Origin of the sequence: Sphingobacterium siyangense, assembly GCF_023277505.1 — a bacterium.
Classification (GTDB): domain Bacteria; phylum Bacteroidota; class Bacteroidia; order Sphingobacteriales; family Sphingobacteriaceae; genus Sphingobacterium; species Sphingobacterium siyangense.
In genome coordinates this window covers 4,918,169-4,938,199 of sequence record NZ_CP080574.1, presented here as the reverse complement: position 1 = coordinate 4,938,199, position 20,031 = coordinate 4,918,169, and the positions used below count along the sequence as shown (strand labels likewise).

Below are 20,031 nucleotides of genomic sequence, written 5' to 3'. Positions count from 1 at the left end.
GTGCGATGGAAATAACATAAGAACTACAATGTGTACATTACCAAATTACGGTTTCAGTAAGTCTATTGAGGGGATTACCCAAATAGTTTAGCAAAAAAAACAGAAATGAAAAAGAAGGTAGCAGTTATTGGTGCAGGTTTTTCGGGTCTTTCAGCGGCGGCCTATCTTGCGCAGGCAGGATACGATGTGCATGTTTTTGAGAAACATACGCAGCCCGGTGGAAGGGCGAGACAGTTTAGTACGACAGAAGGATTTAGATTTGATATGGGACCGAGCTGGTACTGGATGCCTGACATCATTGAGTCCTTTTTTTCAGATTTTGGGTGTTGTACTGCTGATTTCTTTGAGCTTGTATCCCTCAATCCACAATTTGAAATGATATTTAACTCTGAACAGATTCGTGTACCTGAATCCTATCAGGAGTTAAAACAATTATTTGAACAGATCGAACCTGGGGCTGGTATGCAGTTGGATAGATTTATGGAAGCTGCAAAATTTAAGTATGAAGTCGGCATGCGGGATTTTGTGAATAAACCCTGTCACAATTGGGGCGAATTTCTCTCTCCAAAAATTGCACTTAGTGCTTTTAAGCTAGATTTACTTTCTAATTTTAGATCCTATGTTGCCAAATATTTTAAGGACCAAAGATTGCGGACATTGATGGAATTCCCCGTTATATTTTTGGGCGCTTCACCCAAGGATATTCCGGCGTTATATAGCCTGATGAACTACGGCGGTTATGCACTTGGAACTCATTATCCCAAAGGGGGCTTTTTTCAGTTAGTACTGGCGATGCAGCAAGTAGCGGAGAGACAAGGTGTCACTTTCCATTTTGATCATAATGTTGATGCGTTAAATATAGAAAAGTATAAGATCACTTCTGTAGTTGTTAATGGTGTGAATCATCCATTTGATCTCGTGGTTGCATCGGCCGATTATCACCATATCGAAACACTACTTGCCAAGGAGTTGAGAAACTACGACGATGATTATTGGAAGAGCAGGACCTTTGCCCCCTCAAGTTTGATCTATTACCTCGGTATGAAATCGTCCATTCCAAATCTAACACATCACACACTTTTCTTTGAACATCCGTTGGATGATCATATTGACTGTATCTATGGTGAAAAAAAGTGGCCTGAAAATCCGCTGTTCTATGTATGTTGTCCATCCAAAACGGATCCGCATGTAGCCCCTGCAAACAGTGAGAATCTTTTCTTATTAATGCCCTTGGCAACTGCTATCTCGGATGATGATGAAACACGTGAAAAATATCTAATTAAGATGTTGAAGCGTTTGGAAAAGCGTACCGGTACAAAAAACCTATATGAACAGATTGCATACAAGAGGAGTTACTGTGTAAGCGACTTTATCAGCGATTATAATGCTTACGCTGGAAATGCTTATGGACTTGCAAATACATTGAAACAGACAGCGGTATGGAAACCCAAGATCAGAAATAAGAAAGTCCATAATCTTTTTTATTCAGGTCAGCTAACCGTTCCTGGTCCCGGGGTGCCTCCCTCCATTTTATCAGGGAAAATTGTTGCCAAAGAAGCCATTGAATTATATCGTAAAACATAAGACCATGAAAAAGCTATTTGATGAACTCGCTTATGAAGTAAGCAAAAAAACAACTGAAAAATATAGTACAAGTTTCTCGCTCGGTATTTTGGCACTCAAGCCCAGCATTAGGGCTAGTATTTATGCGATTTATGGCTATGTACGATTGGCTGATGAAATCGTAGACAGTTTTCATGGATATGATAAAAAGCGGCTGTTGGCGCGGTTATATCTCGAGACAAACTGTGCTTTAGAGGAAGGTATCTCATTAAATCCGATATTACAATCTTTTCAGGAAACGGTACATAAGTATGCTATCGACGTCGAGCTAATCCGCCAATTTCTGCATAGCATGGAAATGGACCTGAATAAAGTCGACTATAATTCTGAACGCTATAAAGAATATATCTATGGCTCGGCTGAAGTGGTGGGATTGATGTGTTTACAGGTTTTTACAGAAGGTAATAGACAGCGTTATGAGGAGTTAAAACCTTACGCTATGAAACTGGGCTCTGCATTCCAGAAGATAAACTTCTTGCGGGATCTTAAAGACGACTACCATGTTCTTGGTCGTACCTATTTTCCGAATTTGGATATGACTGTCTTTGATAATGCACTCAAAAGCCAGATTGAGGATGAGATACACAGCGAATTTAAGGAAGCGCTTTTGGGAATTAAAAAATTGCCTGCATCGGCAAAATTTGGCGTTTATCTGGCTTACAAATATTATCTTTCCCTGTTTTCGAAGATTCGAAAAAAGTCCTCAAAGGAGATTTTGGAAAGCAGGGTGAGGATACCAAATGCACAAAAAGCCTATGTTGCTTTAAAAAGTTATCTGCGTTACAAAGCTGCTTACTTATAAAATAAAGCTATGAATTTTATTACTGTATTGGTCACTTTTATTGCTATGGAGGGCGCAACCTGGCTTATCCATAAGTATATTATGCACGGCTTTCTCTGGGTATTACATCGCGATCATCATGATCATAGCAATGCGGGTTTTTTGGAAAAGAATGATTACTTTTTTATCATTTTTGCTCTTCCCACCATCGCGTTGATGTATTTCGGTTCGTTAAGGGATTACAATTATCTGTTTTACATCGGATTAGGGATTATGCTCTATGGTATGGCGTATTTCTTTGTGCATGATATATTTATCCATCAACGCTTCAAATGGTTGAGTAAAACAAATAACCGTTACTTTTTGGCGCTTCGGCGTGCTCATAAACAACATCATAAACATTTAGGTAAAGAGGAGGGCGAATGTTTTGGTTTTTTATATGTTCCGATGAAATACTTTAAAATGTATACTAACAATGAAAAAATATGATGCCATATACTTACTCGCTTATCTTATTTTTTACGGTCGTAATCTGTTTTGTCGCATCCTTCGACAAGCGGCTTCGATTCGATCGTGAGTTTGTTCCATTCTTAAAGGCAGCGGCCCTTGTTGCTGTTTTTTTTATCGCTTGGGATGTCTGGTTTAACAGTAGGGGAGTGTGGTGGTTTGATACGAAATATACTTTAGGCCTGATAATCGCAGGCTTGCCATTGGAAGAATGGTTATTCTTTATATTTATCCCTTTTTCCTGTATATTTACTTATTTCTGTATCGATAAATTTTTTAGATTACAATCGCTTTCCGCCTTTAATAATATCGTAGTCTTTGTGAGTGTCATTATATGTGCTGTGGTGGCACTTCGATATGCCGACAGAATTTATACGGTTGTTACCGCTACGGTGACTATCGTGACCTTGCTGCTTTTTCATTTTGCATTTCGGATACAATGGATTACGCAGGCCTCTCTAGTCTTTACCTTGCTTATGTTGGGCTTTTTACCTGTCAATGGTATACTCACCGGAACAGGATTGGAATCTCCGATAGTCAATTACAATCCCATGGAATTTATGGGGATCAGGGTATTAACGATTCCGGTTGAAGATGCGGTGTACGGATACACCCAGTTTTTGTGGGTTCTTTACTTTTTTAAAAAATTTCAAAGTAAGTCGCATGAATCCAATCAATAAAGAAGAGTTAACCATATATTCCTGTGTGAAAATAAGACCGATCATATTTTCCTGTGGATCGACCCAATAATGTGTATTGAATGTGCCACCCCAGAAAAATGTGCTGACATTAGCGGAGCGGACAAATTTATTTTCTGGCGTCACCAGCCAAAATCCAAGGCCAAAATAAAAGTTAAATTGCTATCCATCGCAAAAGCAGGTAGACCTGTCTCATTATAACTTGTATGGGTATTATAACTGCCTGATTCACTAAATGTAATTGTAAAAAAATGAGCATTAGATATGGAGAAATCTTGATGGTGATTTTGGAAGTCTAGGAGGTAAAACTGCAATTTGTCATAAAAAGAACGGGGCCCATGCAATGGACCCCGTCTGACAAATAATGCTACCCACAATTGATAACATTAGCTCTCTCATCTAAATTTCTATATTGATAAACAATACTATTTTGTATCCCACCATACCCTTGCCAGCAGGACTCCATTTTCTCCTTGTGCTTGCACGTTGGCGTTGTTGGTATTGATTTCTGTCTCCGGATACATAAAGCGCAACGGATACGCTCCTGAACTTGGCGATGATAGTGAATTTGGTATTGCAGGATAACCCAGACGTCTATAATCGTTCCATGCCTGGATATTGTTGATGTTGTGCAATGCAAGCCATTTCTGGGTTATGATCTGTTGAATTTTGTTACTCGCTTCCGTATAAATAACACTTTTCTGGTTTATGTAGGATTGCGCATTGTAATTATTTTGGTTGAACAGATAATTAAATGAGGCTTGAATTCCCTTTTGGTAGGATTCATTCGCGTTGCCACTAATCCATTTCCGCTCGATGGCCTCTGCTTCTAAAAAGGCAGTTTCCGCTAAGGAAATGAGAACGGTTGACTGGCTAAATGATTTTATAATCCCAGCGGGCTGATTACCATTCTCCAGCGGACCCTTTAAGGCTGAAGTATTAACCGCTGCAAACTCCTCAGCTATGGTATTATTTCCAAAAAGGACACCTTTAAATTCTCCGCTGACCTGCGTATAGTTTTGTTGTAAGCGCGGGTCGTTATAGGCTTTGTACGTGTTGATCAAAAATTGTGTTGGTCTGATATTGGCATAATTTGCTACTGCCACACCTGCATTGTTCCGATAAAAGGTCTCGTAAAAAGGATTCATCTTTGCTGCAGTGTTGAGATATCCCGGATTGACAGCTGCATTCTCGGAAAGAAATCCTGAACCTTCTTCGATAATTTTCGATATTTCCTGCTTAATATAGGATTCTTGACTAGAAACTTCCGATTGTTTCAGCAAAGCTCTTAATTTTAGTGTGTTACCAAATTTGGTCCATTTGCTTTTATCGCCTTTGAAAAGAACGTCGTCTGTTGTGGGCAACAGAGAAGCAACCTTGATATCTGCAATACCTTCGGTAATTAGATCAACGGACTTGGCATAAACATCTTTTCCCGATTCATATTTCGGATGCAGGTTAACAGAGCCGTTTAAAGCATCACTGAAGGGAACATTATTGTAAAAGTCAACAAGTGTAAAGAAATGGTGAGCCATCATGATCTTACAGATCCCCGCATAAAATCTTGCATCTTCGACATTGGCCTGATCCAAAATTTCTTTGTAATACAGTAGGTTGTTATAATTGGATTCCCAGACAGGTATGCCGTCTCTTGTATCCCTTATCGCAGGACCGTTATAGGTCTTTAATGCTGTAAAAGTACTCACTCCCTCATTTGAAGTTCCCCAATAACCTCCCCACAAACCACCGATCTGATTCAGTTGGACAGATTCATTTACGGCAGATACGACCAAGGCGGCAGGAAGCTTGGCATTTAGGCTTAAATTTTCCTTTATTGGCGCATTCGGATTATCATTTACATCAAGAAAGTCCTTACAGGAGCTCGCTGTAAGTAAAGTAATCGCAAATAAGGCTGATTTTATGATAGTGTATTTCATCTCCGTAGTATTAAAAAGTAATGTTGACATTAAAACCCATTGATCTTGATGTCGGAATCTGTCTGAAGCTGTTGTAGCCATCTGTTTGATTATAAAGTGCCTCTGGGTCGCCGATTGTATTGGAAGAATGCCTGACGATGAAAAGGTTGTTTCCCACAAAACCAATGCTTGCTTTTTTGATTATCCGTTGATGGGATAGCCACGATTGCGGCAAATCATACCCGATATAGAGTTCCCTAAGCTTTAGGTAATCTCCTTTGGCGGCGGTGACAGATTGTATATTTCCGTATGCCGTCCACCACGCTTTATCTCCCTTAGAATATACCTCATTATTTTCGACAATTGATCCGTCAGCCAGGCGTACCATAGAATTAGGCATAATAAAAGGCTGTCTATCGTATTTTGCAGTTTCCGGATGTGTTCCGGCAGCAAACATCCTCGGGATTACCTCCGAATACATCCAACTTCCCAGTCTTGCATCAATCTGAAAACCCATTGTAAAGGATTTATAGTTGAATTTGGTATTAAATCCAAAAAGATAGGGCGGTACCATCGTTCCCATTACCTTTTCTTCTTCCGAAGGGATTACATTCCCGTTTGGATCCAAAACGATTTTCCCGTCTTCCCTTAAAAAGTCAGTCATGCGAAGTGTTGGATATTGTAGGCCTTTGATAGCGTAAGCTTGTCGAAAGATGTTAAACTCGTCGCCTGCATATAGATTTTTGGCTTTTGTGTCGGTATAACTGAAATTAAGGCCAAACTGTAAGTTCAAATCTTTGCTTTTAATTGCGGTTCCATTGATCATGATTTCATAGGTCTTATTGATGATCTGTCCAGCATTTACGATCGTTGAATTGAAGCCCGTTGCACGCGAGATACCAGCATCAAATATTTGTCCATCCGAGTCCGAATAAGCATAAACAATATCCGTCCGCAAACGGTCGTTAAAAAATCCGAGCTGGGTACCTACCTCAAATGATTTAACAAATTCGGGTTTTATCGATCGGTTAGGCTCAGATAGGGAAGGAGTAAATCCGACCAAACTACCAAATGGAAAACCCGCGGTTTGGCTATAACTCAGGTTCAGACGATAAGGATCTAAGGTTACGTTTCCTGTCTTATTAAAAGAAGCAAAAATACGACCGTAGCTCAATACCCTGCTCTTCTGCAGGCTCGCGATCGCATCTGTAAATACAAAAGAGGAACTTACACCTGGAGAAAAATAACTATTGTTTCCTGGGTCAAGCACAGATACCTGATCATTTCTTCCTGTAAACGTTAGAAAAAGATAGTTTTTATATCCAGCCATAAATTCTCCGTAAGTCGCGAGCGAACGGTATTTTGTAATTGTTGAACCACCGGCCAATTCGCCAGTGCGAGAGCCCTGATTGAATATATCTTCAAATAATAGATTTGTAGCACTGATATTGATAGATTTCGTATCATCCATTCGAACATTTTGTCCGACCAAAAACTTGGTAGAGAAATCTCCAAAGTTCTTATGAAAATTCAGTATCAAATCATTGTTGAAACGGGTAAAGCCTCTATGTGTATCATTTACGCTACCATTTATATTTCTTGTTGCTATATTAGAAACCAATTTTCTGTTCGTCACACGACCAGGTTCTGATTGGAAATATAGTCCCGTACGGAAAGTCGCATCTAACCAATCTGTAAATTCATAATTAAACTCCAGTTTTGAATTTAATGTATGCTGATCAGAGGTATTTCTGTTATTGTCAGCCATGAAAATGGGATTTCTAGTCCCGGCAACTGGATTATACCAATTTAAAGGATGATTTGGCGAACTTGGATCATGCCAGTTTCGTGCATCTTTATAGTCGATATTGGCGGGTTGTGTATAAACAGATAACCATGGGCCATCACTTGTCGTATTGTTCTTGAAAAAAACATAATTTGTATTGAAAGAGGTATTCAACTTGTTAAATCGACGCGACCCATTAAATCGTACTCCCGTACGACTTGATTTGTCGCCCGGAATCACACCTTTGATACGAACATCCTGCAAAGAAACGTAATAAGATCCTTTGTCATCGCCAGAAGAGAATGATAGATCGTTTTGTACTGTTACCCCCGTGTCGAAAAAATCCAATCGGTTATCTTTATCCGGAGCACTATATACCTTCGTTGGTTGTACACCATTGATGGGCAACCCAAAATCTCGGACCTCACCATTAAAACGATCACCCCAAGATTCATTTGCTACAGGACTGTACACACCATTTTGTCCTTGACCAAAACGCTGTTGAGCAGGGGGTAGCAGGAAAACCTTGGAAAACAGCGTACTATTGCTATAGTTGATCTGCCCTCTTTCTGCCCGACCCGATTTTGTGGTGATCATAATTGCACCATTGACACCTTCAGATCCATATAATGCAGCAGCATTAGCTCCCTTCAGTACAGTAATGTCTTGGATATCATTGGGATTTATTCGCGTAATATCGGGCAGTGGTACACCATCCACAACATATATGGGATCATTTTTTGACCGGTTTAAAGAACGTGTTCCTCTTAACCTAATTTGAATCCCCGGGTCAGTTTTTCCTGTTGTTAAGTCTGTTGCATTGATCCTTAGTCCGGCAACTTTACTCGATAACGCCAAAAGAGGATTTACGACCTTACCAAGGTTCAATTCTTGATTGTCTACAGATTGTGCCGAAGTACCGAGTTCTCGTGCTTGCCTTTTTATCCCTAATGCACCAGTTACGTTTACTTCGGATAGCATGTGTGGGTCTTCAGCTAGTCGGATGACAAGATTGGATTGTCCACTACGAACCTGAATTTCCTGTGGCGTATAATTGAGATGTGAGATCACCAATGTCTGTCCCTGATGAAGGCGGATACGAAAACTGCCCTGTGAACCTGTCATCACAGAACTTGATTTGATTCTTTCTTTCACACGGATTGAAACGCCACTAATAGGCTCTTCGGTTTTTAAATCCAGGATACGCCCCTCCACGGTAAGATTAGTCTGTGCGGCCACCTCTTCATAAAACTGCGAGGTGAAGAATAGAAATAGGATTAATAAGTAGCTTTTTAACATTTTTTAATGTTTAATTGAATAAGTAGTATGATTTCAATACCTTTGATTATATTAAGTCTAAATAAATAGCTTACGAAGATACTTGCTAAGATAATTTACCGAATAACGCAATCGGAAATAAGACTTATACTATTGGAAATTTCTATTCGATGGAGTTACTTCAAGCAGAAAAAAAAGCATTTAAATACGATCATCCGGATTATAAAGTAAGGATGGTCTATCCGTACACAGACCATAACATTGTTCCGGAAGATAAGAGCTATCTTGTTATTATAGCTATTGAAGAGGGCTGCAGCTTGTCAACGGGGCCGAAGAAAATTGTTTTGAAAGAGGGCAGTAGTATGTTGCTACGATTGCATGCGAATACAGTCAGTATCACATCCAAACATAGCAATTCGCGCTGTCTCATACTGTTATATCGAGACTCTTATCTTAAGCAAATGGATATTTCCGAGCAGCATATAGTTGCGATAAATGATGCAATACTAAATGCGGAGAAAATTTCAGAGGAGACGTCGCTTATAACGTATGTAAAAGCTAAGGATCTAATACGAATGAATGGAAGCAGTTTGTTATTACCTGCATTTTATAAGTCCAAATCACTTTTTATTCTCTCAACCCTAATGGATGCTGTGCAGCCCGGTATTCCATCCAATAAACTGGAACTACGCGAATCAGATATTGAGAAAATTAGCCAGGTGAAATTGCTTATCGAAACAAACCTTCATGAGACCTATACCATACATAAACTTGCAAAAGAAGTTGGGACCAATGTTCAATATCTTAAACAGCACTTTAAAAGCTATTATGGAATAACGATATTCAATTTTGTGTTGAAGTGTAAAATGCAGCGAGCACAACATCTATTAAAAGATCACAGATTAACGATCAGCGTTATTGGAAATAAACTTGGTTATAAGCACGCAAGCCATTTTACTGCAGCTTTCAAAAAATTCTTTGGTTATGTTCCTAATAGTTTGCGTTATCTATTGGTCATGAGATGTGATGAACTGGCTGCGATTATAGAGATGGGTCTTATTTAAAAAATCAATAAATTCCGGTAATATTCTATTAACCTTTGGCAGTGTATGCTGTTGAGAACACGATATAACTATAAAACATATTGAAATAGGCATGCTGAAAAGAGGACGCTAAACGGTATTTATTACCATAGCGCATGTCTGTTCTTCAGTCCCCGCCAAGTATCCTATTTTGTCGCAGTCCTGTAACGACTGATGTTAATAATACAACGCTATAAGCCCACATGAGCCAAGAACCAAATGTTGCAGCTCGGCTTGACGGCATATTGGGAAAGATCTCTTCAAAAAATTGAATAGCGAATGTATCGAGAATCATTCCCGGCAATACCAATAGCACGCCAGCGACTATATTTTCAAAACCTGAAAGTTTAAATCTTTTGAAAGTTAAGACTGAAATCAAAATCAATGCAGGAATTACTGCTGCATATAAACTAGTAAGTACGACCGGTGAATCGGTAATAAAAAAGAATTGTCCCGCAAATCGGAAAGCCAACGTTGCCAAAAACCAAATTAAAAATCCGATAACAAGAACTGGTAAAATAAACGTTTTTTTCATTTTTGAAATTTTGAACAAAGGTATTATCCGACAAACGCCACTTTCGAGATTCATCTACAAGAAAATTCTATGCTGCGTAATGACATGATAGAAATTTTTGTAAATCTCTGTACTTGTGCAATGAGGAATTTTGCTCAGCTAATGTAATGAATTGATTTCATACCCGAGCTAATTTTAAATGCCTAAACTTTTCACTATTCAAAAACACGCTGATGTTTTTTATTTATGCTGATGGGCTCCCTTGTCCAGCAATCCCTTAACTATTCTCGGTCTTCCGCTCAGATCTAAGTTTCCATTGATCTGTTGGGAAATAAAGTTAGCGGAAGATCTTGCAGGAGAACCTCTTTTTATGCTATAATCAGCTGCGGTTGGATTCACAAAACATGGATTTTGGTTATAATTAGAATGCAGATCGGTTTTACAGATTTTTTTCCATTGGTCAGAAGATAAGATGGTCTGTCCTTCCCATATCCAAGTAGCGTTGTTCTCGCTAAAATAGAGGTTATAATCCAGATTATTGCCTCGTCCCGACTTGGTATATTTGTTTATAAAAGGCTGTCCAGGTATTGTATAAATAATATTGTTTTGTAGTACATTATCCATACAATTTTCGACCAATCGGATTTCTCCTTCGAACTCGTCAAAGTATCCACGATCTAAGCTGTTTTTATATAAGGTATTATTGACAACATAGCATCTTATCGTTCCACCGCCGGTGTAATTAAGATAACCACCTAAACTAATTCCCGCAAGGGAATTGTTATAAATTAAATTATTCCGTACAATACAATCCTGTGTGGGAAAATTATCAGTTTCACTTACGAGTCCAATACCCCGGCCACAACGATAAACACAATTTCTTTCAACGATTATATTTCGCGCACCGTCAATGTAAATTCCGATGGCGCCATTATGTTTTTCAAACGCAGGAATAGGACCTGTTTTTCCATTAATATTGTAAACTTCATTTTCGCTGATCAGACCATTGCGTACATAATTAAGTGCTGGATTGGCATTACCTGCATATCCACCTGCAGCGACTATTCCTATATTTTCACCGTTATAAACCTTATTTCTGCGAATAGTAAATCCGTCAACATACCCGTTGACGGTTATGTTTTCAGAATATCCTGTATTGCAATCGTGAACAATATTTTCTTCAACAATAATATTTGTTAGCGGTTCGGCAGTATTGCCTATAACAAGTATACCATGTCCACTTCGTCCATCCTGTGGAGAAGCATTATTTTCGATATGGTGGATTGTATTCTTTCGGAGGCTAATATTTTTTGATCCCTTGTCGATAATAATGCCATTTATATCAATTCCTTTGGCGCTTGTTCTAAAATTTTCAACTATAAACCCTTCGACCTGTATATTTTTTGCATTCCTTATCGTTAGTAACGCTTCCATTTCGGAAATTAACAGTCCGTCTCCATTAATACGAACTAGCTCATTGGAATAGGGTATTAGGACTATCGGCTTTTCAATCGTGCCGGAGTTTGAAATAAATACCTTCTCATGATAAGTTCCTTTCCTTACAAATACCGTATCACCGGGCAAAGCACTGGCGATTGCTTTTGAAATAGACTTAAAAGGGGCATTTCTAGTACCAAAATTGTTATCGTTACCGTTTATGTCGACATATTTGTTTTTCAGAGGGATCTTGGTCTGATTATGAGCTAAGGGAGCGCATTTCTTACAGGATGCACACGACAGAGTTGTGTTTTGAGCAATTAATAAAAGTGAAAATAAATATTTTAATTTCATTGATAGGGCTGTATATAATAACAGCCTCCTTTTTAATAGAGGCTGTTCATTGAAATTACAGAATTCTTATTCTGATATGATTTTACGAATGCTATTGTTCTTTTTATCCAGTACATACACAGTTCCGTTTTTGTCAACGGCAACGCCTTCAGGCACATTGAATGCCGCCGCTTCTCCAATACCATTTATGAAGCCAGACTTGCCCGATCCTGCAAAGGTACTTACCTGATATGTTTTGCCGTCTACAAAGCGGATGCTTTGGTCGGGAGAATTACTATCGCCGCCATTGGTACCATTTCCAGCAATTAGAATATTGTTTTGACTGTCGACTGCAATGCCCCAAGGGAGTGCGAATTCGGCGTCTTTCCCTGGGCCATTCTTATAGCCGTATTTGCCCGTTCCAGCAATAACTGTATACTTCCAGGTTTTTGGATCATATTGGCGGATTTGATTATCGCCATGTAAAGCGATATAAAGACTGCCATCTGAACCGCAGGCCATACCCGCAGGATAATTCAGTCCGGTGATAACAGTATTAGAGGCCGTACCGTCCAAATTGATCTGGTAGATAGGGGCCGGTGAATCAACGACATTGTAATAGATTTTTTTTGAAGTTCTGTCGTAAGCGATAAACCATGGGGCACTATGGCCCCAAGCAACGATTTTGGTGGTTCCGTCTGGAGAAATCTTTCGGATATCCCAATTACCTGGATCAGCACTATACAGATTTCCATGTTCATCTATGGTAAGGCCATAGGGGAGACTAAAACGTGCTTCAGTGCCTTTCCCTTCAGCAAAACCACCATTACCTGGAGAACCTGCAAATGTTGTTACGTTTCCGTTCGGGTCTATTTTTCGTATACAGTGATTACCTGGGTCAGTTACATATACGTTTAATGCGTCATCCACGACTATACCGTTGTTACGGTACCAGGCTTCACCGCTAAAATTAAACATGGCATCGGTACCTTTACCATTGGCAAATCCTGCAGCGCCATTACCCGCTAATGTGGTTACCGTTCTTGTGTAAAGGTAGGTATAAGTATCTTTCGAAGTGCCGGATTTTCCACCGATCGAAATTTCAAGAGGGCCGGTTCCTCCTTTTTTCGGTACAACAGCCATGATCTGTGTACCATTGGAAGCGATAACTTTTAAGGGAACACCACCTATTTTTATAGCTATCGCTGCGGTATCCAAGGAAAAATTCTCGCCATTGATCAATACCTCAGTTCCTCCAGATCCCTGTTTTGGAAGAAAGTCGGTAATGACTATGGGGGTATTGGGATCGTGGGTAAAACCGGCATCCTCTTTTTTACAGCCAGCTAGACTAAGGATAAGGAGAGCAAAAAAGATTAAACTAGTTGCGTTATATGTTAATTTCATAAATCTTTAAAAATAAAGTCCATATTTTAATTACCATCCCGGGTTTTGTACAAGCGCATTATTCTTGTCAATGTCATCTTGTAAGATGGGGAATAGATACATCTTGTCATTCCAATACCGGGTTTGCAGCGTTTGCCGTTTATAAAAATCCTGAAAAGCAAAGCCCTGACCATTATCGTTGGCACTAACGTTCAGACGATATATCGTCTGAACAGTGGGATTTCCCATCATCAAGCGACGGATTAGCGTAAAATAACGGTCTCCTTCAAAAGCCAGTTCAATCTGCCGCTCACGCAAGATCCATTTGCGTTGTTCATCCTTGTTGCCAGCCACCTGAGGGTAAACCGATTCAAGTTTCGGCAAGCCGCCCCGCTGACGGACAAGATTTAAATAGGTTAGAATATCTGGATGGCCAGGGTTGACTTCATTCATTGCTTCGGCATAGTTTAGGTAGATCTCCGCAAGACGAAGATGAATAAATGGACGGTAAACAGCACGGTCCTGGCGGATGTTGGAGGCTGGACTCACATTTTTCTGCCCGATATAACCAGTTTTGTCAGCGCTATTTGAATTTTGTCCTGCACCTGCTTTCCCCGAATAATAGAATTCTGCTCTACCACGGCCATCTTTATTGACATCCGATGAAAAATAGTTACGATCATCCGTTGTAGGCGCAGGTAATATTGGCTTACCATTGTATAGAATGTTGACATAGAATCGTGGCTCGCGGTCCACATACATCGAAGAGTTACCCGTGATGTAGCCTCTATTTACTCCGTCCCTTGACTTTCCATAGTTAGCGGGATCATCTTGCTGCACAAAGCCATCTTCTTTATAGCCGGAGGTAGGGTCGTCTATGGTTTTACCATTGCGCATCAGGTGAGCATCCACCACATTCTGAGTCGCATTCATCATATTGATACCACCTGGTTCAGGAGCGCTTCGTTTTTCATGCCCCCATTGCCAGGTATCGGCTCTGTGAGTAGAAAATATGATCTCACTATTAAAGCTCGTGAGGAAGAGATCACGGAAGGACAGGTACGGGTCGAAATTGGTATCTCCCTCCTCCAGATTTGTAAAAAGCTTGTAAGCATTTAAATCGATGACAGCTTTTGCAGCATCAGCGGCTATTTTCCATTTGCTGGGATCGTTTTGCAACGGAGCTAAAGCTTTTCCGTCTTTGTTCTTAAAGTCGGCAAAGCGGGGATTCCCATTCCATAACGGACTGGCAGCCCAAAGAGCTACCTGTGATTTTACGGCTAGACAGCTACCTTTACTCGGGCGTCCGTAATTGGCCGAGGAGGACCAAACAACAGGCAGATCAGCCGCAGCCATATCCATCATCTTATTGATATAATCCACACATTCCTGAAATGAGTTGCGAGGGTAATTATTATAGTCTTCATTTAAGCCAAGTGGTTTGTCCAATAATACTGCCGGACCATATTGGCGGAGCAATTTCCAATAAAACCATCCGCGGAGAAATCTTGCCTCGGCTTTATACTGTATCTTGAGGTCAGAGCCCATCGCACTTTCCGGAACTTTATCGATGTTTTCTTCGAAAACAAATGATTGTCTGATAGCACTATACGCATCATTCCAGTACTCTTGCCAATAAGCACTTTGGGGATTCCAGTTGCCTGCAACCATCTTGCGTACATTTACACTTGGGATATTGCACGAGTTTTCGTCACTTGCTCCCAAAACGGTATAGTCATCCACGGGCATTTTTACATAACTATAAATCTGATTCAGGTAACCTTCTGCGTTGGCGCGGGTTTCCCAGAGCATATCGGAGGTCAGTAGATTGTCCGGTTTTTTGTCGAGATAAGTGCAGCTTTGCATTAAACTTAGTGTCAGTAAGCCCAAAGCAATATATTTTGTTGATCTGTATTTCATGTTTGCTAAGATTAAATAGGTTTAAAACTGTGCCCGAACACCAAAGGTGATCATGCGGTTCAATGGATATTTAGCGCCATTATCACCCAACTCGGGATCCCAAAGCTTAAATTTGCTGAAAGTCAGTAAGTTTTGCCCCGAAGAATATACATATAGTGCGTTAAATCCGAGCTTGTCTAATCCTTTAGCTTTAATATTGTAACCGATTGAAGCCTGTTTTAACCGTGTGTAAGCTCCGTCCTTTAGCCAATGGGTACTATTCAGGTAATTATTGTCCGAGTTGTTCGCCATGGTAAGGCGTGGGTAATAGGCATCCTGGCGTGGATTATCAGCTGTCCAGCGATCTTCGACAATAGACATGGTATTGTTGGGGTAAAGTCCAATGCCCGAAAATGGGATAACGCCAGCGCCCTTAGCCCCACCTCCCGGAAAATCAATTCCCGAACCATTTGCCATAATACCAACATCACCAACACCCTGAAAGAATAGAGAAAGATCAAAGCCCTTATAGGAGATTCCAAATCCAGCACCAAATAGCCATGTTGGAAACCACGATTTACCAAGGTAGGTCTCATCAAAAGCATCAATGACATTGTCGTCAGCACTATTCAGGTTTTTATAACGGATATCACCTGGTTGCACTGGATTAAACTTTTGCTCGGGTGAGTTGGCAATTTCCTCATTGCTTACAAAATAACCTGTAGCCACATACCCTTTATATTCGCCAAAACGTTTTCCTGTTTCAGCTTGATAACTATATTTGCGGATCGGCTCGTCGGCAAAAATAATTTTATTTTTACTGTAAGTTACATTTCCGAACAAACGCATGCTGACACCGCCGAATTTATCATTGTATTCCAGATTTGCGTCTACTCCGGTGTTGTTCATTTCGCCAAGATTCGCGAAAACATTCAAATTACTATAACCGGCAATCGAAGAGATTGATTTCCTCCGGATAAGAATATCCTTCCGGTTTTCATGATATCTGCTCAATACGATATTGAGTTTGTTCCAGAGACCGATTTCTAGACCGATATCACTTTTATAAGACTTCTCCCAGGTGAGGTTCTGTACGCCCAGTACATTCTCGGTCATTCCCGCTGCCGAAGTCCCATTCAGGCCAAAACCTGTATTTCCACCAGCGCCAATTTGTGTTAAGTAGGGAAATCTGCCCCCATCAATGTTATCGTTACCGACAACTCCATAGGATCCCCTAATCTTTAATAGATTAAATGTGTTTTTCAGCGGTTCGAAGAATTCTTCGTTGGAGATGACCCAGCCACCCGAAATGGAAGGGAATAGACCAAATTTCTTGCCTTTCTCAAAATTTTCAGATCCCGTATAGCCGGCGTTGATCTCCGCAAGATATTTATCCCGGAAGCCGTAGGTAATCCGTCCTGCAATACTCTGATTGCGGTAGGGGATAGCACCGATCACCGAGCCGGCCAAACTGACCAAGCGGTTTCGCATATTATAGAGTAACATTCCGCCTATTTTATGGTCATTGAAAGTACGGTCATAATTTAAATTGGTTTCAAGGTACATAACGCGTTGACCGGCTGATTCTTGGCTATAATCAAGGAATTGCTGACCCACGCGGGTCTGGTTGAAGATAAGCTCTCCTTGTGGTGTACGACCTGTTGCTTGCCATAAGTCATTCCTTCCGGACCTACGGTTATTGAATTCACCATAGCTGTCAAATGAAAAACGAGCATAAGCAGAAAGCCCTTCAGTAACCGCATCTAGTTTTTGATTGATGGTCAGAACCGATTGGATAACCGGTTTAAACTCGTCAGAATAACCGTTATTTTGAACCTCATTTAACGGATTGCTGCCGCCATTATTTAAAGGCCCTGCCCATCTTCCGTCCGGATACCTGGTGGGGTAGGCGACGGGTGTAGTTGCATAAGCTAGGTACCATAGGTTTCCGGCCGATATTCCAGGATATCTTGAATTGACCAACATACCCGTCAAATTAAGCTGAACCAAGGTACTTTTCGTTAAATTGACATCAACATTGCTACGGAAATCATAACGTTTAAAATCTAAATTGGGATTGTAATTATTTATATTACTTACCTTGTAAGGACCCTTTTGATTATAATAAGATGCAGAAATGTAGTACTTCACAGATTCTCCGCCACCGTTGATATTCAGGTTGAAATTGTTTAAGAAGGAATTTTTCTTGTATACTTCGCCTATCCAATTGACATTGGGGTACATATAAGGGTCCAAGCCACTCCGTGTTTTTTGGATCAGTTCATCAGAGTATACGGGTGTTAAGCCCATATTTGTTCTTGCCTCATTCTGGAGTTCCATATATTTTATACCATCCAGCATCTGCGGAGTTTTCGTGAAACTTGAAAACCCAGATTCAGCTTTGAAGGAGATTTTAGGTTTACCGGCAACGCCTCTTTTTGTTGTGATGATCATTACACCGTTTGCCCCCTTTGCACCGTACATCGCTGTAGACGAAGCGTCTTTAAGCAGCGATATACTCGAAATATCTTCGGGGTCTATATTATTGAAAGATCCAGCGAAGCCTCCATTGACATCGTCCCGCTGTACACCATCGATTATAATCAATGGTGATTTATTTCCGGTGAAGGTGCCTATACCACGGATGGTGAAAGTAGAATTATCATAACCCGGTTCACCACTAGACTGAACAGAGATGATCCCGGCTACTTTTCCAGCCAGTGCATTCGATAGATTTGGAACAGGGGTCCGCATATCGGCCATATTCACTGAACTTACCGAACCGGTGACTGTAATTTTCTTCTGTGTACCATATCCCACAACAACGACATCGTCTAAGTTGTTGCTCGCCAAGGTTAAGGTAACAGTCAGGTAACTCTCGCGGTCTTTGTTAATTTTGCGTTCGAGGGTTTGGTAACCGATAAAGCTGAATGTCAGTACCTGTTCTCCAGTTGGAGGGGAAATTGTAAAATTACCTTTGTTATCTGTTGATGTGGTTAGTTGAGAATCCTTTATTCTGACTGTTACCCCGGCCAATGGATTGCCCTGTTGATCGCTGATCGTTCCACTGACACTTTTTTGGATCTCCGTCGGATAGTTTGTGTTCTGAATATCCAGTTTTTCTATCTTGGGACGAATGACCAAGGTTTTTTTCCTTACTTCAAACTCTAGGCCTTGCCCTTCGACAAGAGCTTTCATCGCGTCATTGAGTGAAACCCCATTCAGACTAAGCGTCACGGGGCGGGCATTTTTCAGCAGCTTGGTGTCATAGACCAAGTCGACGTGCGCCTGCTTGCTGAGTTCTGTAAGCACCTCATCCAGCCTACTATTTTTAAAATGTAGGCTCACCTTCTGACTGTAAACGGGCGTGTTGGCCTTTACAGTAGCTAAAAAAGCGAGAAATATGTAAAATTTCATCATTAGGATTATCTTAGATAAGGACATAGCATGTTCCTTTCCCAATATTATTTTCATAAATTTGTGAGGAATTAAAAGGTTATTAAGTTTTTGACTGAAAATTTTAAAACTTTATTCACGGCCAAGATGTTCGAGCATCTTGGCTTTATTAGTTTTAGTAATTGGTTATTTTTTTATGACATAGATCCTCCTTCCTTCGATCTTAAACTGCACGGATTTTGTGAATTCCATTGTGGACAAGATTTCTTCTATATTTTCTCTTCTGGATATGCGAATATTAAAATTTACGTCGTTCCATTCATTGCCCTGAAATATGATTTCGGCATCGTACCATTGGGCTAATTCATCCATTACAGATTTGATATTTTCATCTTTGAAAATAAAATAATTATCTTTCCATGCGAGTTCAGTTTCAGGGTCAAATTTATCATAGATAACTCTAGAGGCATCCATCGTGGCCCTTTCTCCGGGTTTTAATATCTTGTTCCCTACTTTCGACGTTAGCTGTACTGAACCTTGTAATAAAGCAACTTTTGAAAATTTATTGGTTGTTCTGCTAGATACATTAAACTTGGTTCCCAATACACGGACTCCGAAGTTGTCTCCCTGAACAATAAATGGTTTTGACCTGGATTCCGCAACCTCAAAATAGGCCTCACCCTGTATAGAGACCAGTCGCCGATCCTTATCAAAATGTTCGGGAAATACAATGCTACTTTCGGTATTGAGCCATACTTTTGTTCCATCCTCTAGATTGATCTGAAACTTTCCTCCTTTCGGGGTTTTTAATGTGACTAGTTTTGGTGGACCGGTAATATCGGCATCCTTCTTTTTGTAGCTAATAACTCCCTCTTTTTCTATTTTTAGAAGTAATGCCCCAAATTGGATCGTGTCGCCTGCCTTTTGTCCTGAAAGATTGACCAGCTTGCCTTTGTCGTTTTGCAGCACAGCTTTGTCGTTGGCAGGCTTAAGCACTGCATGTTCTTCTTTTGGCTTATCCAAATGGTCGGATTTGATGTTGATATAGAATAGGAATCCTATACTTGATATGATTAATATGGCTGCCGCATAAGGCAGGTAGCGTCTCGTCAATTTTTGTAGCCTATTTCCCTGCTCACTTTTACGAATGGCATTTAATACATTTTGCTGTATTTTTTTTTCCATTTCATCTTTATCCGCAAGGTCCTGACTGTCTAAAAGAGCGTGGTGGTAGGTATTCAATAAATCGTTATCCACTTCCATCATTTCTTGGTCTGTGGAAGTTTTATTTAGAATTTTTTTGATTAAGTATATTAATCTAGGCTCCTTCATGAAATTATAAATTGATTCTATGGTATAGAGTGCAATTTTTGAATTTACCCCCAAAAGGAAATTTCG

At 40.2% G+C, this 20,031-nt stretch carries 13 protein-coding genes; 5 read left to right on the top strand and 8 right to left on the bottom strand.

The features are described from left to right. Positions 1–105 precede the first annotated feature (105 nt). The 4 genes from K2F45_RS20805 to K2F45_RS20790 are packed head-to-tail and all read left to right on the top strand — an operon-like array spanning position 106 to position 3,591. On the top strand, positions 106–1,584 hold the full coding sequence (locus K2F45_RS20805; protein ID WP_248932355.1) for a phytoene desaturase family protein: 1,479 nt from the start codon (positions 106–108) through the stop codon (positions 1,582–1,584). Between the two features lie 4 nt (positions 1,585–1,588). Next, positions 1,589–2,425, top strand: a complete 837-nt coding sequence (locus K2F45_RS20800; RefSeq protein WP_075994923.1) for a phytoene/squalene synthase family protein — start codon at positions 1,589–1,591, stop codon at positions 2,423–2,425. A gap of 9 nt (positions 2,426–2,434) precedes the next feature. Continuing rightward, positions 2,435–2,893, top strand: a complete 459-nt coding sequence (locus K2F45_RS20795) for a sterol desaturase family protein (protein ID WP_075993729.1) — start codon at positions 2,435–2,437, stop codon at positions 2,891–2,893. Next, positions 2,890–3,591 (top strand): lycopene cyclase domain-containing protein, encoded by a 702-nt coding sequence (locus K2F45_RS20790; RefSeq protein ID WP_248932354.1) that lies wholly within the window; start codon positions 2,890–2,892, stop codon positions 3,589–3,591. The genes K2F45_RS20795 and K2F45_RS20790 overlap by 4 nt, the downstream gene beginning before the upstream one ends. A gap of 443 nt (positions 3,592–4,034) precedes the next feature. Here K2F45_RS20790 and K2F45_RS20785 read toward each other — a convergent pair whose 3' ends face one another. Both K2F45_RS20785 and K2F45_RS20780 read right to left on the bottom strand, forming a co-directional pair. Continuing rightward, complete coding sequence (locus K2F45_RS20785; RefSeq protein ID WP_248932353.1) at positions 4,035–5,546, bottom strand: SusD/RagB family nutrient-binding outer membrane lipoprotein; 1,512 nt, start codon at positions 5,544–5,546, stop codon at positions 4,035–4,037. 10 nt (positions 5,547–5,556) lie between these two features. After that, a complete protein-coding gene (locus K2F45_RS20780; protein WP_248932352.1) occupies positions 5,557–8,610 on the bottom strand; it encodes a SusC/RagA family TonB-linked outer membrane protein in 3,054 nt (1,017 codons plus the stop codon). Positions 8,611–8,759: 149 nt separating this feature from the next. Between K2F45_RS20780 and K2F45_RS20775 the strand changes: the two genes are divergently transcribed. Beyond that, positions 8,760–9,653 carry a helix-turn-helix domain-containing protein gene (locus tag K2F45_RS20775; protein WP_248932351.1) on the top strand — a complete coding sequence of 298 codons (894 nt, stop codon included), beginning with the start codon at positions 8,760–8,762 and terminating at the stop codon, positions 9,651–9,653. Between the two features lie 145 nt (positions 9,654–9,798). Here K2F45_RS20775 and K2F45_RS20770 read toward each other — a convergent pair whose 3' ends face one another. The 6 genes from K2F45_RS20770 to K2F45_RS20745 all read right to left on the bottom strand — a co-directional run bounded on the left by K2F45_RS20770 (position 9,799) and on the right by K2F45_RS20745 (position 19,965). After that, positions 9,799–10,206, bottom strand: coding sequence for a DUF5367 domain-containing protein (locus K2F45_RS20770; RefSeq protein WP_248932350.1), 408 nt, complete (start codon positions 10,204–10,206; stop codon positions 9,799–9,801). A gap of 219 nt (positions 10,207–10,425) precedes the next feature. Beyond that, the gene (locus K2F45_RS20765; protein WP_248932349.1) at positions 10,426–11,976 is read right to left on the bottom strand and encodes a DUF1565 domain-containing protein; all 1,551 of its coding nucleotides are present in this window, start codon (positions 11,974–11,976) and stop codon (positions 10,426–10,428) included. A 66-nt stretch (positions 11,977–12,042) separates the two neighbouring features. After that, on the bottom strand, positions 12,043–13,359 hold the full coding sequence (locus K2F45_RS20760) for an IPT/TIG domain-containing protein (RefSeq protein WP_248932348.1): 1,317 nt from the start codon (positions 13,357–13,359) through the stop codon (positions 12,043–12,045). 30 nt (positions 13,360–13,389) lie between these two features. Further along, positions 13,390–15,258 carry a RagB/SusD family nutrient uptake outer membrane protein gene (locus K2F45_RS20755; protein ID WP_248932347.1) on the bottom strand — a complete coding sequence of 623 codons (1,869 nt, stop codon included), beginning with the start codon at positions 15,256–15,258 and terminating at the stop codon, positions 13,390–13,392. A gap of 21 nt (positions 15,259–15,279) precedes the next feature. Further along, complete coding sequence (locus K2F45_RS20750) at positions 15,280–18,657, bottom strand: TonB-dependent receptor (RefSeq protein ID WP_248932346.1); 3,378 nt, start codon at positions 18,655–18,657, stop codon at positions 15,280–15,282. Positions 18,658–18,819: 162 nt separating this feature from the next. Then, complete coding sequence (locus K2F45_RS20745) at positions 18,820–19,965, bottom strand: FecR family protein (RefSeq protein WP_248932345.1); 1,146 nt, start codon at positions 19,963–19,965, stop codon at positions 18,820–18,822. Positions 19,966–20,031 lie beyond the last annotated feature (66 nt).

Bases quoted from the DNA above. Each gene is read 5' to 3' on its own strand.
- K2F45_RS20770 (WP_248932350.1), bottom strand. From the start codon at position 10,206: ATGAAAAAAACGTTTATTTTACCAGTTCTTGTTATCGGATTTTTAATT.
- K2F45_RS20760 (WP_248932348.1), bottom strand. From the start codon at position 13,359: ATGAAATTAACATATAACGCAACTAGTTTAATCTTTTTTGCTCTCCTT.
- K2F45_RS20790 (WP_248932354.1), top strand. From the start codon at position 2,890: ATGATGCCATATACTTACTCGCTTATCTTATTTTTTACGGTCGTAATC.
- K2F45_RS20750 (WP_248932346.1), bottom strand. From the start codon at position 18,657: ATGATGAAATTTTACATATTTCTCGCTTTTTTAGCTACTGTAAAGGCC.
- K2F45_RS20795 (WP_075993729.1), top strand. From the start codon at position 2,435: ATGAATTTTATTACTGTATTGGTCACTTTTATTGCTATGGAGGGCGCA.
- K2F45_RS20780 (WP_248932352.1), bottom strand. From the start codon at position 8,610: ATGTTAAAAAGCTACTTATTAATCCTATTTCTATTCTTCACCTCGCAG.
- K2F45_RS20745 (WP_248932345.1), bottom strand. From the start codon at position 19,965: ATGAAGGAGCCTAGATTAATATACTTAATCAAAAAAATTCTAAATAAA.
- K2F45_RS20800 (WP_075994923.1), top strand. From the start codon at position 1,589: ATGAAAAAGCTATTTGATGAACTCGCTTATGAAGTAAGCAAAAAAACA.
- K2F45_RS20775 (WP_248932351.1), top strand. From the start codon at position 8,760: ATGGAGTTACTTCAAGCAGAAAAAAAAGCATTTAAATACGATCATCCG.
- K2F45_RS20785 (WP_248932353.1), bottom strand. From the start codon at position 5,546: ATGAAATACACTATCATAAAATCAGCCTTATTTGCGATTACTTTACTT.
- K2F45_RS20755 (WP_248932347.1), bottom strand. From the start codon at position 15,258: ATGAAATACAGATCAACAAAATATATTGCTTTGGGCTTACTGACACTA.
- K2F45_RS20805 (WP_248932355.1), top strand. From the start codon at position 106: ATGAAAAAGAAGGTAGCAGTTATTGGTGCAGGTTTTTCGGGTCTTTCA.
- K2F45_RS20765 (WP_248932349.1), bottom strand. From the start codon at position 11,976: ATGAAATTAAAATATTTATTTTCACTTTTATTAATTGCTCAAAACACA.